Genomic DNA, 13,626 nt, shown 5'->3' on the forward strand with positions numbered 1-13,626 from the left:
CTATCTCACCCGCCTGGAATAAGCGCCATGCCCGGGACATCCGTTTCCGATCTGTCCACGGCCACCGCCGTGGACGCCCCTGCCCTGCTGCCGTTGCCGGTTGCCCGCCCGCAAGCACCTGCCGTGGTGCGCGGCAAGCTGTACATCAAGACCCACGGTTGCCAGATGAACGAGTACGACTCGGCCAAGATGGCCGACGTGCTTGCCGCCTCCGAAGGGTTGGAGCTGACCGACAACCCCGAAGACGCCGACGTGGTGCTGGTCAACACCTGCTCCATTCGCGAAAAGGCGCAGGAAAAGGTATTCAGCCAATTGGGCCGCTGGCGCTTGCTCAAGGAAAGCCGCGCCAAGGCCGGCGGCACGCCGGTGATCATCGGCGTCGGCGGTTGTGTGGCATCGCAGGAAGGCGAGGCCATCGTCAAGCGCGCGCCGTATGTGGATCTGGTGTTCGGGCCGCAGACCCTGCATCGCCTGCCGGAACTGATCCGTGCACGCCGCCAGTCCGGCAAGTCGCAGGTAGACATCAGCTTCCCGGAAATCGAAAAGTTCGATCGCCTGCCCGAACCGCGTGCCGATGGTCCGTCGGCGTTCGTGTCGATCATGGAAGGCTGCTCCAAGTATTGCTCGTTCTGCGTGGTGCCCTACACGCGCGGCGAAGAGGTCAGCCGGCCATTCGAGGACGTGCTGGTGGAAGTGGCGCAGCTGGCGGCGCAAGGCGTGCGCGAGATCAACCTGCTGGGTCAGAACGTCAACGCGTATCGCGGTGCGTATGGCGCCGATGCGGACGAGGCGGCCCAGTATGCCGATCTGGGTCTGTTGATCCGCACCATCGCGCAGATCGAGGGCATCGGCCGCATCCGTTTCACCACCTCGCATCCGCTGGAATTTTCCGATTCGCTGGTGGATGCGTATCGCGGCGTGCCGCAGCTGGCCAACTACCTGCATCTGCCGGTGCAGGCAGGCAGCGACCGCATCCTGTCGGCGATGAAGCGTGGTTACACCGCGCTGGAATTCAAATCCAAGATCCGCAAGTTGCGCGCGGTGCGCCCGGACATTTCGATCAGCTCGGACTTCATCGTCGGTTTTCCCGGCGAGACTGAAGCGGATTTCGAAAAGACCATGAAGTTGATCGAAGACGTCGGTTTCGATCAGAGCTTTTCGTTCGTGTATTCGCGTCGCCCTGGCACGCCGGCCGCGGATCTGGAAGACGACACGCCCGATGCAGTCAAGCAAGCGCGCCTAGCCCGCTTGCAGGCGCACATCAGTGCGCATGCGGCGACCATTTCGCAATCCATGGTCGGCAGCGTGCAGCGGGTGCTGGTGGAAGGCCCGTCGCGCCGCGATCCAAACGAACTGACCGGCAAGAGCGAGAACATGCGCCCGGTGAATTTCCCCGGCAATCCGCGTTTGATCGGGCAGTTCGTGGATGTGCTGATCACCGAGGCGATGAGCAACTCGTTGCGTGGCCGCATCCATCTGGATGACAGCACCAGCTGACACACGCGCCGCATCTGTGCGGCGCTACGTTGAGAGCGGCTGACAAAAGACTGTGCGCACCGCCGGGCGTGCCTGGCAGGCGCTCGGAGTGGCAGGAACCGCTCGTACATGACGGTTCCTCCGCCATCCGCACCCGGCTGACTATCGCTCGCTACTTTTTGCAGCTCTCAGGATGTGATCGCGGCGCACGCACGCTGCGCGTGCGCTGCACGCGTGATGCCGTGTCGGCAATCAATGGTTGAACGTTCGATGCAAGCTGCGCTCCGCGGACATGCCAGTGCGTGTACTTGACCGTAAGGCGCGCATGCTGGCGTGCGTTAGTCCTGTCTCACATCAGCGCGGCGCACTCCCCGCTCATCGGCTCATGCGCTCCCCGCGCGCGATGCACGGCGTCGCTGCCGAAGGGGACGTTGTCGGCAGCTACACATCCGGCGATGGGCCACGCAGCGGCTAGATGACGGCAAGCAGCAGTGTGCAGCGCCTGCGGCAGTGATCAAAAATTCACCACACCGGTTCAACACCTTGCAGTGCAAGGCGTGGTGACACTTACCCACAGGCTTTGCCGGATTCGATCCACACCGTGTGTGGACAAGCTTGCGCGCGGTGGCGATTTTTTCACCACACACCTTCCAGGCCTTATGCCAGTAAGGCCGACGCAATTTATCCACAGGTTATTGATGCGTGACTCCACAGCACTTGTGGAAAAGCTGTCCTCCCTCGCATTGGCGACGCCGCGACGCCCGGCGTGTTGGTGGGATCACGTCCTGCGCGCTACCCTCATCTGCCGCCCTACCTACGCCCCGCGCGCGCTGTCCGACCCGACCATGAACACACCTGCTTACCGCGATTTCACCCTGGAGCCTGACGACACCGAGCGCCTAGCCAATCTGTCTGGCCCGTTCGACGCGCACCTGCGCCAGATCGAACTCAAGCTTGGCGTGGAGATCGCCAACCGCGGCAACATCTTCCGCGTCACCGGCCCGGAGCCGGCGATCACCGAGGCGCAAACGCTGTTGGCCGCGCTGTACGAAGAAGCCGCGTCCACCCTCTTCGATAACCATGCGATCCACCTGCGCTTGAACGATGCCAATGTCGAGCACGTGGTCGAACGCGCGTACCAAGCACAGGAGGTGGCGATCAAGGTCAAGCGCGGCACCGTGCGCGGCCGCGGCGCCAACCAGGCCAAGTACCTGCACGCGATCGCGACCCATGACATTAATTTCGGCATCGGCCCGGCCGGTACCGGCAAGACCTTCCTGGCGGTGGCAAGCGCGGTGGAAGCCTTGAAAGAATCGCGCGTGCAGCGCCTGATCCTGGTGCGCCCGGCCGTGGAAGCCGGCGAGAAGCTCGGCTTCCTGCCCGGCGACCTCAGCCAGAAGGTGGACCCCTACCTGCGCCCGCTCTACGACGCGCTGTACGAAATGCTGGGCGTGGAAAAGGTGGTCAAGCTGCTGGAGAAGAACGTCATCGAGATCGCCCCGCTGGCCTACATGCGCGGCCGCACGCTCAATGATGCGTATGTGATCCTGGACGAGGCGCAGAACACCACCATCGAACAGATGAAGATGTTCCTGACCCGGCTGGGTTTCGGCTCCACCGCGGTGGTCACCGGCGACCTGACCCAGATCGACCTGCCCAAGCACGTCAAGTCCGGCCTGCGCGATGCGATCGAGGTGCTGCGTGACGTCGAAGGCGCCAGCTTCACCTTCTTCGAAGCGCGCGATGTGGTGCGTCACCCGCTGGTGCAGCGCATTGTCACCGCCTACGACCGCCGCGATCAGCAGGAGGGCGCGACCAAGGGCAATGCGGAGTGAGATGGCGACCTGCAAGCCTGCTGTTGGCAAGTGGAATGGCGGCAGTGGCACACCTCCACGCCACGCCGGCGCCGCTACCGGCAGATGTTTCGATTGTCGATCGCGATGTCACGCCGGCAATTCGGGTTACACCGCCGTGCATTTCATTGGCCGCCGAAGCAGCTAGCGTCAGTGTGCCCACTGCGTCGCTGCAGGCGATAGTGGCCCAGTCTCCGTCGGCACGTTGGTTGCTCGATTTGCCGGGAACCGTCACCGATGCACGCGGTTGCGATAGTTCGCCGGTGGCGCATGCGCACCGTGCCAGCCAGTTGCTCGTCGGGAAGTTGCTCGAAGACCGCATTGCTGCGGTCTGGGTGCACGATCAACCCGGGTTCGTTTCAAGGTTGCGGGTGCGCGATTACAATCACGGCTGCGGGCGCGGCCCGCTTGGCAGTTCGAGCTACCGTGTGGCCAATGGGCCCGCGGTGCTCTTGCTGATCACCTGCACTCGTTGATCTCTTTACCCAGGAAGCGCTCGCCATGACCCGTGGACCCGTCCGCCTCGACGTTGCCGTCAGTTACGCGCTGCCGCGCGCCGGCCTGCCGTCGGCGGTGAGTTTTCGCAAGTGGGTTGCCGCGGCGCTGAAGGGCCGCATCCGCGAGGCCGATCTGGCGGTGCGCGTGGTCGACGAGAAGGAAGGCTGCTCGCTCAACCACCACTACCGCGGCAAGGATTACGCCACCAATGTGCTGAGCTTCCCGGCCGAGCTGCCGGAGGGTCTGCCCAAGGGCATCAAGATGCCGCTGCTGGGCGACCTGGTGATCTGCGCGCCGGTGGTGGCGCGCGAGGCAGCAGAACAGGGCAAGTCGCTGGCCGCGCACTACGCGCACCTGACCGTGCACGGCACCTTGCATCTACTGGGCTGGGACCACGAGGACGACAAGGAGGCCGATGCGATGGAACAACTGGAACGCGAGATCCTGGCCGACCTGGGGATCGAAGACCCCTACGCGGGAGAGCGTTGATGCGCGCGCTGATCGCGGTGAGCTGCCTGCTGTTGAGTCCGGCAGCGGCATTGGCGCAGGGCGCGCCGGTGCGCCCGGACCTGCCGGCATTGATCGAATGCCGCCAGCGCATCGGCGACTTCAACGCCCTGGCGCCGGTCTTGGCCGACCCGCTCAAGGCGGTGGCACTGGGCTGGACGCCGCTGGATCAGTCCAACCTGTTCATGACCGAATACACCCTCAACACGCCCATCAGCGTGTTCGGCCACAGCACCACGCATATCGCCTTTTCCGGCGCCAGCATCATGGCGATCCTGGACCTGCCCGACCCGCGCCCGCTGGCCAAGCAACTGGACCTGGAACTGGGCGTGGATAACGCCGACAAGGTCATGTACGGCCGCGAGCTGGTCAGCGAAGACACCACCAACCCGAAGACCGGCGAGGCGATGATCGAATCGGTGGTGCTTAGCGTGACCAACGTCAAATCGCATCCGGGCAAGACCGTGGTCGGCTGCGGCTATAGCCTGGACCTGCCCTGACACCCTGGCCCACGGAAGCGGATCCACAGCGCCTTGCCGGCTTCCTGCTAGACTGCAGCCTAACGCCTGGTTTGCCGGGTGCCGTTTCCCGTCACGATGTCCGAAGACGACAGTAGCCATACCTCAGAACCCTCCGAAAAACGCCGCAGTTGGCTCGAACGCCTGAGCGCGGCCTTCTCCGGCGAACCCCATACCCGCGACGAACTGGTCGCGTTGCTGCGGACTGCCGAGCAAGACGGCCTCATCGCCGCCGACACCTTGCGCATGATGGAAGGCGCGATCTCCGTGTCCGAGCTCACCGTGGGCGACGTGATGATTTCGCGCTCGCAGATGGTCTCGCTGCCGGTGGAAGCGCGCTTCATCGATCTGATGAAGCAGGTGGTCGAATCCGGCCACTCGCGCTTCCCGGTGCACGGCGAGAACAAGGACGAAGTGCTTGGCATCCTGCTGGCCAAAGACCTGTTGCGCGGTGTGGTTGCCGACAACGGGCCCGGCAACGTGCGCGAGCTGTTGCGCCCGGCGGTGCTGATCCCCGAGTCCAAGAAGCTCAACGTCCTGCTCAAGGAATTCCGCCTGTCGCGCAACCACATGGCGATCGTGGTGGACGAGTACGGCGGCGTTGCCGGCCTGGTCACCATCGAAGACGTGCTGGAGCAGATCGTCGGCCAGATCGACGACGAGCACGACGATGCCGAAGAAGAGAATTCGCTGATTGCGATCCAGGCCGACGGCCGCTACGTGGTCGATGCGCTGACGCCGATCGAGGACTTCAACGAGCGCTTCGGTGCCGAGTTCCCTGACGACGAGTACGACACCGTGGGTGGCCTGGTCACCGATGCGATCGGGCACCTGCCCGAGACCGGCGAAGAGCTGACGCTGGGCAGGTTTGCCTTCCGTGTGGCCAAGGCAGACGCGCGCCGCGTGCACGCCTTCCACGTCACCATCCTGCCGCCCGACCCGCAGGACGACGCTTGAACCTCGCACGCAGTTCCGCCACGGTGCGTCACCGCCGTGGTGCCTGGCAATGGGTCCGGTCCTGCGCGCTGCTCTTGCTGATGCTGTTGGTGGCGCCGCTTGCAGCAGCCCAGGGGGCGCAGACCGCTTCCCCGACCAGCACGCCTTCGCCCCGTGTCGGCGTGGTGACCATGCAGCCCGGCGAAGTGTTCTTCGAACGCTTCGGGCATGACGCCATCGTGGTGGTCGACCCGCTCACCCAGCAGGCGACCTCGTACAACTTCGGCTTCTTCGACCCGAGCGAGGCGGACTTCGTGCCGCGTTTTGCGCGTGGCGAAATGATGTATTACCTGGTGGCGCTGCCGCTGGACGAAGACCTGTCGCAATACCGCAACGTTGGCCGCGGTGTCAGCGTGCAATGGCTGGATCTGCCGCCGGAGCAGGCGCGCGCGCTTGCCGATGGCCTGGCGGTCCGCAGCCAGCCGGAAAACGCCCGTTATCATTACGATTACTTCGAAGCCAACTGCGCCACCATGGTGCGCGACACCCTGGACCGTGCAATGGGTGGCGTGCTCAAGTCGCAACTGGCCGGGCGCTCGCGCGGCAATACCTTCCGTAGCGAAGCGGTGCGCCTGGCCTCCCCTGCCCCATGGATGTGGCTGGGCTTCGACCTGGGGCTGGGGCCGTACGCAGATCGCCCCTTGTCACGCTGGGAAGAAGCGTTCGTGCCGATGCGCCTGGCCGACAGCCTGACCCAGGTGCACAACAGCGCTGGCCGCCCGTTGGTGCAATCCACGCAGGTACTGCTGCCGCATCGCATCGCACCCGAGCCCGCCGAACAGCAGCGACATTGGTGGCCGTGGTTGCTGGCAGGCCTGCTGGTGGCCGCCGGCGCGCTGGCGCTGCGTCGCAGGCAACGTGTGCTGGCCAGGCTGGCGCTGCCGTTTTGGCTGCTGTGCGCCATCGGTGGCGGCCTGCTGGTGTATCTGTGGGGCTTCACCGCGCATCAATCCGCGTGGGCTAACCGCAATCTCTTGCTGGTCAATCCACTGTGTCTACTGCTGTGGTTCGGTGGCATTCGGCTGCAGCTGGGCCATCGGCCGGGCCGCTGGTTCAATGTGGTGTCTTGGCTGGTGGCAGCCGGAGCGCTGCTGGCATTGGTGATCCACTGGCTGTCGTTCCAGGCCCAGGACAACCTGCAGTGGGTAATGCTGCTGTTGCCGATCCATGTCGCGCTCGCGCTCGCTCTGCGGCCACGTGACTTGTCGCTGCGCGCACGCTGATCCAGGATGCGCCCATGAACAACCACGGTCGCCATCCAGACAACCCCTCCTGCGTCATCACCTGCGCTCACTATGACGGCGAAGGCAAACGGCACGACATCAGTCTCGAACAGATCAGCGACGAGTTGCAGCGCCCGGATGGCTTTGTCTGGGTTGGTCTGTACGAACCGCAGGAATCGGTGCTGCGCAAGTTGCAGGAAGAGTTCGGCCTGCACGACCTGGCCATCGAGGACGCGCTCAAGGCGCATCAACGCCCCAAGGCCGAGAGTTACGGCAATTCACTATTCGTGGTGGTCAACACCGCGCAACTGGTCAACGAACGCATCCGCTACGGTGAAACGCATGCCTTCCTTGGCGCACGCTTTTTGCTCACCGTGCGCCATGGTGCATCGCTTTCCTATACCCCGGTGCGCCACCGCGTGGAGCGCGAGCCGGCGATGCTGCGCATGGGCTCGGCATTCTGTCTCTACGGTGTGCTGGACTTTGTGGTCGACAATTACCTGCCGATCATGGACGAGTTCCGCGACACCCTGGAAGGTCTGGAAAAGGACATCTTCGCGGAGAACTACAAGCGCGAAACGGTCGTACGGCTTTACGAACTCAAGCGCGAACTCAACAAGATGCGGCTGGTGGTGGCACCGCTGCAGGACGTGCTCTCTCACCTCAAACGCAACCCCGGCTCGTTGATTCATGGCGAAGTGGGCGTCTACCTGCGCGATGTGCTGGATCACGCCGTACGCATCAATGACGCCATCGACACCTTGCGCGAGATGCTGGGCACTGCCTTGAGCGTCAATCTGTCGATGGTGACGCTGGCCCAGGGCGAAACCGTCAAGCGCCTGGGCGCCTGGGCTGCCCTATTGGCCGCGCCTACGCTGATCACCAGCTGGTATGGCATGAACTTCACCCACATGCCCGAACTCGACAAGCCCTACGCCTACCCATTACTGGTGGGCGCCGTGGTGGCCTCGTGCCTGGTGCTGTATCGCCTGTTCAAGCGCGCGCGGTGGCTGTAGGCCGCTTTGCTGCCGGGATTGGGAGTTGGGATTCGGGATTGGTTGGAGCGGATTTGCTGATTGCTGATCCGGCTTGAGCGAGTTGTGTGTCGATGGCTGGCGCGTTGATCGTTTAACCCAGACTGTTCGATGCCTGCCGGTTTCTTTGGCCCGCGCATGAGTCAATCAGCCCTCATGTGCCCCTTATCCGGCCTTCGGGCACCTTCTCCCTGCGGGAGAAGAAAGCGCCCTGGCCTTTGCGAATCCCGAATCCCCAATCCCAATCCCAGCCCTCAAGCCACATAGATCGTCTTGATGTTCATAAATTCATGTATGCCATGGTCGGCGAGCTCGCGGCCGAAGCCAGAGCGCTTGATGCCACCGAACGGCAACCGCACGTCGCTCTTGACCACCGAATTGACGAAGGCCGCACCGCACTGCAGTTGCTGCGCCACGCGTTCGCCGCGCCTGGCGTCGGCAGTCCAGACACTGCCGCCCAGGCCAAAGGTGGTGTCGTTGGCCACGCACACCGCTTCAGCCTCGTCGGCCACACGAATGATCGAGGCCACCGGGCCGAAGAATTCTTCCTCGTAGGCAGGCATGCCGGGGGCGACCTGGTCGAGTATCGTGGCCGGGTAGCCGGCATGCGAGCCCGGTACCGGTTCGCCGCCCAGCAATACCTTGGCGCCCTTTTCCACGCTGGCCTGCACTTGCTTGTGCAATTCGTCGCGCAGGTCGGCGCGTGCCATCGGTGCGAGCGTGCTGCTGTCCTGCCGCGGGTCGCCGATCACGCGCTTGGCGGCCGCCGCGACAAAGCGTTCGATGAACTGGTCGGCAATGGCGTCGACCACGATGAAACGCTTGGCTGCGATGCAGGTCTGCCCGCTATTGTCGAAGCGCGACTGCACTGCAGATTGCACTGTGTGCTCAAGATCGGCGTCTTCCAGGACCACGAAGGCGTCGCTACCACCCAACTCCATCACGCATTTCTTCAGCTGGTCGCCTGCATTGGCGGCCAACGAGCGGCCTGCACGTTCGCTGCCGGTCAAGGTGACCGCAGCGATGCGGTCGTCGCGCAGCACATCGGCGGCCTGGTCGTTGTCGATATGCAGCACGTCGAAGACACCCGGCGGAATGCCGGCAGCATCGAGCACGTCCTTCATGGCATCGGCGCAACGCGGCACATTGCTGGCGTGCTTGAGCAGCGCCACATTGCCGGCCATCAGGCCCGGGGCGAGAAAGCGAAACGCCTGCCACAGCGGAAAGTTCCAGGGCATCACCGCAAATACGCAACCCAGCGGCTCATAGCGCACATAGCTGGACTGCGCCTCGGTTGGAATCTCGTGCGGCGCCAGGTACTCGGCAGCATGGTCGGCGTAGTACGCGCAGGCCTGCGCACACTTGTCGACTTCGGCCAACGCCTCGTGGCGCAACTTGCCCATTTCGGCAGTCATGATGCGCTGCAAGTCCTCGCGCCGCTTGGTCAGCTCTTCGCCGACCCGGTGCAGCAAGGCGCCGCGCTCGGCCAGCGGCAACGCAGCCCAGGCCGGGAAGGCCTTGGCGGAAGCGGCCAGGCGCGCTTCGATGCCGGCGGCGTCCAGGGTCTGCTGGGTGTGCTCGACCTGACCGTTGGCCGGGTTGACAGTGTCGTAGGACATGGCGTTCTCCAGTAGCAAGGCCGCCATCCTAGTCGCCAGAAAGTTTTTGCCGCGTCACAGCCGGCTGAAATCGGTGCAACGCTGTGTTTGCCGGCGCTGCGACGCAATGCGGCGCCGGCAGCGCGCAACACGAACCTGATGGCGTCTGAATACAGCTTCCGGAACAACGTAACGGAAGATGCCATGCCCCATGGTTCAACCGCACAAACTGCTCTAGCATCGCGCAGTGGCAGATTCACTCTTCATGGAAGAACACTACGATGCGCCGAGATCTCGTTGTTCTGGTTGTCCTTGTCACCTGCGCGTGCCTTCCCGGCTGCGCCGCCTTCCAGGATCTCTTGCGTGGTCCGCGGCCCGGCCCGGCCGGGTTTGTCACCGTGAGCTGCAACAGCCTGATGCCCGATTCCGCGCAACCCTGCGAGGAAGAGGCACAGCGCGCGTGCTCGGACACGGCCATCCGCCAACTCATTACCGCGCGTTCATCGCCGAACATGGTCACGATCTTTCCCGAGAAGCGAAAATCCAAGGGCGACGACAAGAACAGCCGCAAGGACCGCGCCGACGAACAATCCAGGGTCGAGCAACACGGCTACGACATCACGGCCGAATATCAGTGCTACCTGACCAAGCCGCAGCCCTGGGATAGCGGTTACACGCCACCAACCCGGTAAGAGCGTCCCATCGAAGTGTGGCGCGCATTGGCAGGCAGGCGTATCAAACAATTGGAACCGATTTGCAGCCTTCACGCGCAGGTGGCTTAAGCGCTTGTCTGTCTGGCGGCCGGCCGCTGCGGTCCATTGGCCAGCTCAGCGGTGGCGCGCTTCAGGGAGTGGCTTGCAGCGCAAGTTGCTGATCGCGCTGCCGGCGTTTTTCGCTGCGCGCCAGCAACCACCAGCCGATTACCGCGGCGATCGACACCGCCAGCACCATCACCGTGGCCAGTGCGTTGATCTTGGGGCTGATGCCCAGCCGAACGGAGGAGAACACCTTGATCGGCAGTGTGGTGGAGCTGGGCCCGGCCAGGAAGCTGGCAATCACCACATCGTCCAGCGACAGCGTAAAGGCAAGCAGCCAACCCGATGCGAGCGCCGGGGCGATGATCGGCAAGGTGATCAAAAAGAACACTTTCAGCGGTGTGGCCCCCAGGTCCATCGCGGCTTCTTCCAACGAGCGGTCCAGCTCCTGCAGGCGGGAGGAAATCACCACGGTGACGAAGGACACGGTGAAGGTGACATGCGCGACCCAGATCGCCACTGCCCCGCGTGGTGCGATGCCGAGTATGCCGCCCATCGAGACCAGCAACAGCAGGATCGACAAGCCAATGATCACCTCAGGCATCACCAACGGAGCGGTGATCAGCGCGCCGAACAGCGTTTTGCCGGGAAACCGCCGCATGCGCACCATCGCCATCGCAGCCATCGTGCCCAGCACCATCGACGCGCAAGCCGTCCAGAACGCGATTTCCAGGCTGACCCACGCCGCCTCCAGCAATTGCCGGTCGCGCAGCAATTCGCCATACCAGCGCGTCGAAAATCCGCCCCACACCGTGGCAAGACGCGAGGCGTTGAACGAGTACACCATCAGCAACAGGATCGGCAGATACAAAAACCCGAACCCCAGCGCAAGCACACTGCCACCGAGCACGCGCCCACCGCGCGAGGCGCGCATCATGTCAGCCGCCCTTCCAGCTCGCGCTGCTGGTAACGGTGGAAGATCACGATCGGCACCAGCAGCAATACCAGCATGACGGTGGCCACCGCAGCGGCCACCGGCCAGTCGCGATTATTGAAGAATTCGCCCCACAGCACGCGGCCGATTATCAAGGTATCGGGGCCGCCCAGCATTTCCGGAATCACGAACTCGCCCACCGCCGGGATCATCACCAGCATGCAGCCGGCCACGATGCCGTTGCGCGACAGCGGCAAGGTGATGCGCACAAATGCCTGCCACGGGCGCGCGCCCAGATCGTAGGCCGCTTCCAGCAAACGGTTGTCGTGCTTGACCAGATTGGCGTATAGCGGCAACACCATGAAGGGCAGATAGCAGTAGACGATGCCGATGTAGGCAGCCATCGGCGTATACAGCAACTGCAACGGCTGCTTGATCACGCCCAGCGCCAGCAGCGCCTGATTGAGCAGGCCGTTGCCGTCGAGAATGCCGATCCATGCGTAGACGCGGATCAGGAACGAGGTCCACGACGGCAGCACCACCAGCATCATCGCCACGTTGCGGGTCGCCAGCGGCAAGCGTGCGATCACATACGCCATCGGGTAACCGATCAGCAACGCCAGCGCGGTGGAAATCGCCGCGATCTTGATCGAGCTCAGGTACGCAGCCACGTACTGGTTATCGCGCAGCAGTGCCAGGTAATTGCCCAGGTGCAGCTTGACGCTGATTGCCCCATCAGCCGCAGACGCAAACAGCGGCGTGTACGGCGGCATCGCAGTAGCGCGTTCGGCAAACGAAATCTTCAGCACGATCAGGAACGGGATCGCGAAAAACAACAGCAACCACAGGTACGGTGCGGCAATCACGCCCCAGCGCGCACCTGGCAAGCCGCGACGGAACAGGCCCGGCCTCATGCGGTGAGCACCACGCCATCGTCCTCACCCCAGCCCACCCACACTGCATCGCCCCAGGTCAGCGCTTCGCTGGCCCAGCGTTGGCGATTGGCGAAGTGGGCCATCAGCTTGACGCCGCTGGGCAAGCGCACGTGGTAGACCGAATGACTGCCGAAATAGGCGATATCTTCGATCACTCCCCGCGCCTTGTTGCAGGCTTGCGCCGGTTCGTCCTTGCCGATGGCGAGTTTTTCCGGGCGCAGCGCAAAGGCCACCGCCTGGCCTTCGAAGCCGGTGATGCCGTGACCGATGCGGATACGGGCGTCGAACGCAGGCGTCTTCAAGGTGACGTAATCGGGCGCGTCTTCGGCGATGACCGCATCGATCAGATTGACCGAGCCAATGAACTCGGCGGCAAAGCGATTGGCCGGCTGTTCGTAGATTTCATCGGGCGTGCCGACCTGCTGGATCCAGCCCTGGTCCATCAATGCGATGCGCGTGGCCATGGTCATCGCCTCTTCCTGGTCGTGGGTGACCATCACGCAGGTGACGCCGGAGGTTTCGATGATGTTGACCAGCTCCAGCTGCATCTGCGAGCGCAGTTTCTTGTCCAGCGCACCCATTGGCTCGTCCAGCAACAGCAGCTTGGGCCGCTTGGCCAGCGAGCGCGCCAGTGCGACACGTTGCTGCTGGCCACCGGATAACTGATGCGGCTTGCGCTTGGCCAACGCGCCCAGCTGCACCAGCTCCAGCATTTCGCCGACGCGGGCGGCGATGGCCGCCTTCGACAAGCCTTCCTGCTTCAGCCCGAAGGCGATGTTCTGCTCCACGCTCATGTGCGGAAACAGCGCGTAGGACTGGAACATCATGTTGATCGGACGCTCGTACGGCGGCAGCGCGTCGATCGGCTGGCCATCGAGTGTAATGCGCCCTTTGGTGGGTCGCTCGAAGCCAGCCAGACACCGCAGCAACGTGGACTTGCCGCTGCCCGACCCGCCTAGCAGCGCGAAGATCTCACCCTTGCGGATCTGCAGGCTGACATCGTCCACCGCAACGAACCCGTCGAACTCCTTGCGGACCTCGCTGATGGACAGGTAGCTGGCATTCGCAGCGGTGGACGGGAGCGGCAAGGCATCGGTCAGTGACATGGTTCCTCTCGAGTGCGGCAAACGCAGGCGCCTTGAGCAAAGCCTGCACGCCATCATGGCAAAAGCGCGTGTCCGCTGCAGCGCGTATGTCGGCCTCGGGTTGAGAGCGGCGATGCAGCAGCATCTTGGGCAGCGACCTTGACGATACCGTTGACGGCCTCGCACATGGAACGACCGCCAAATATCTCGTGTG

Annotated in this window: 12 protein-coding genes; 8 read left to right on the plus strand and 4 right to left on the minus strand. The window is 63.7% G+C overall.

The window, feature by feature from the left end; genetic code table 11:
* Window positions 1–27 precede the first annotated feature (27 nt).
* From miaB to BJD12_RS03285, 7 genes are all read left to right on the plus strand, one after another.
* Complete coding sequence (gene miaB, locus BJD12_RS03250; RefSeq protein WP_005989768.1) at window positions 28–1,497, plus strand: tRNA (N6-isopentenyl adenosine(37)-C2)-methylthiotransferase MiaB; 1,470 nt, start codon at window positions 28–30, stop codon at window positions 1,495–1,497.
* 824 nt (window positions 1,498–2,321) lie between these two features.
* Entirely contained in the window at window positions 2,322–3,311 is a 990-nt protein-coding gene (locus BJD12_RS03255; RefSeq protein ID WP_005989769.1) for a PhoH family protein, read from the plus strand.
* Window positions 3,312–3,830: 519 nt separating this feature from the next.
* On the plus strand, window positions 3,831–4,316 hold the full coding sequence (ybeY, locus tag BJD12_RS03265; protein WP_005989771.1) for an rRNA maturation RNase YbeY: 486 nt from the start codon (window positions 3,831–3,833) through the stop codon (window positions 4,314–4,316).
* A complete protein-coding gene (locus tag BJD12_RS03270) occupies window positions 4,316–4,834 on the plus strand; it encodes a hypothetical protein (protein WP_005989772.1) in 519 nt (172 codons plus the stop codon). Before ybeY ends, BJD12_RS03270 begins: the two co-directional genes overlap by 1 nt.
* A gap of 96 nt (window positions 4,835–4,930) precedes the next feature.
* Window positions 4,931–5,809, plus strand: a complete 879-nt coding sequence (locus BJD12_RS03275) for a CorC family transporter (RefSeq protein WP_005989773.1) — start codon at window positions 4,931–4,933, stop codon at window positions 5,807–5,809.
* Window positions 5,806–7,071 (plus strand): lipoprotein N-acyltransferase Lnb domain-containing protein, encoded by a 1,266-nt coding sequence (locus BJD12_RS03280; protein WP_005989774.1) that lies wholly within the window; start codon window positions 5,806–5,808, stop codon window positions 7,069–7,071. The genes BJD12_RS03275 and BJD12_RS03280 overlap by 4 nt, the downstream gene beginning before the upstream one ends.
* A 14-nt stretch (window positions 7,072–7,085) precedes the next feature.
* Window positions 7,086–8,087 (plus strand): magnesium and cobalt transport protein CorA, encoded by a 1,002-nt coding sequence (locus BJD12_RS03285; protein ID WP_005989775.1) that lies wholly within the window; start codon window positions 7,086–7,088, stop codon window positions 8,085–8,087.
* A gap of 272 nt (window positions 8,088–8,359) precedes the next feature.
* Here BJD12_RS03285 and BJD12_RS03290 read toward each other — a convergent pair whose 3' ends face one another.
* On the minus strand, window positions 8,360–9,724 hold the full coding sequence (locus BJD12_RS03290) for an NAD-dependent succinate-semialdehyde dehydrogenase (protein WP_039423560.1): 1,365 nt from the start codon (window positions 9,722–9,724) through the stop codon (window positions 8,360–8,362).
* A 260-nt stretch (window positions 9,725–9,984) separates the two neighbouring features.
* Between BJD12_RS03290 and BJD12_RS03295 the strand changes: the two genes are divergently transcribed.
* A complete protein-coding gene (locus tag BJD12_RS03295) occupies window positions 9,985–10,395 on the plus strand; it encodes a hypothetical protein (RefSeq protein ID WP_039423542.1) in 411 nt (136 codons plus the stop codon).
* Window positions 10,396–10,546: 151 nt separating this feature from the next.
* Here BJD12_RS03295 and BJD12_RS03300 read toward each other — a convergent pair whose 3' ends face one another.
* From BJD12_RS03300 to BJD12_RS03310, 3 genes are read right to left on the minus strand one after another with little or no spacing between them, the layout of a single operon-like run.
* On the minus strand, window positions 10,547–11,395 hold the full coding sequence (locus tag BJD12_RS03300) for an ABC transporter permease subunit (RefSeq protein WP_005989781.1): 849 nt from the start codon (window positions 11,393–11,395) through the stop codon (window positions 10,547–10,549).
* On the minus strand, window positions 11,392–12,306 hold the full coding sequence (locus BJD12_RS03305) for an ABC transporter permease subunit (protein ID WP_005989782.1): 915 nt from the start codon (window positions 12,304–12,306) through the stop codon (window positions 11,392–11,394). The genes BJD12_RS03300 and BJD12_RS03305 overlap by 4 nt, the downstream gene beginning before the upstream one ends.
* A complete protein-coding gene (locus BJD12_RS03310; protein WP_005989784.1) occupies window positions 12,303–13,433 on the minus strand; it encodes an ABC transporter ATP-binding protein in 1,131 nt (376 codons plus the stop codon). The genes BJD12_RS03305 and BJD12_RS03310 overlap by 4 nt, the downstream gene beginning before the upstream one ends.
* Between the last annotated feature and the right edge of the window lie 193 nt (window positions 13,434–13,626).

It is taken from the genome of Xanthomonas vesicatoria ATCC 35937, assembly GCF_001908725.1.
In the GTDB taxonomy this organism is placed as follows: domain Bacteria; phylum Pseudomonadota; class Gammaproteobacteria; order Xanthomonadales; family Xanthomonadaceae; genus Xanthomonas; species Xanthomonas vesicatoria.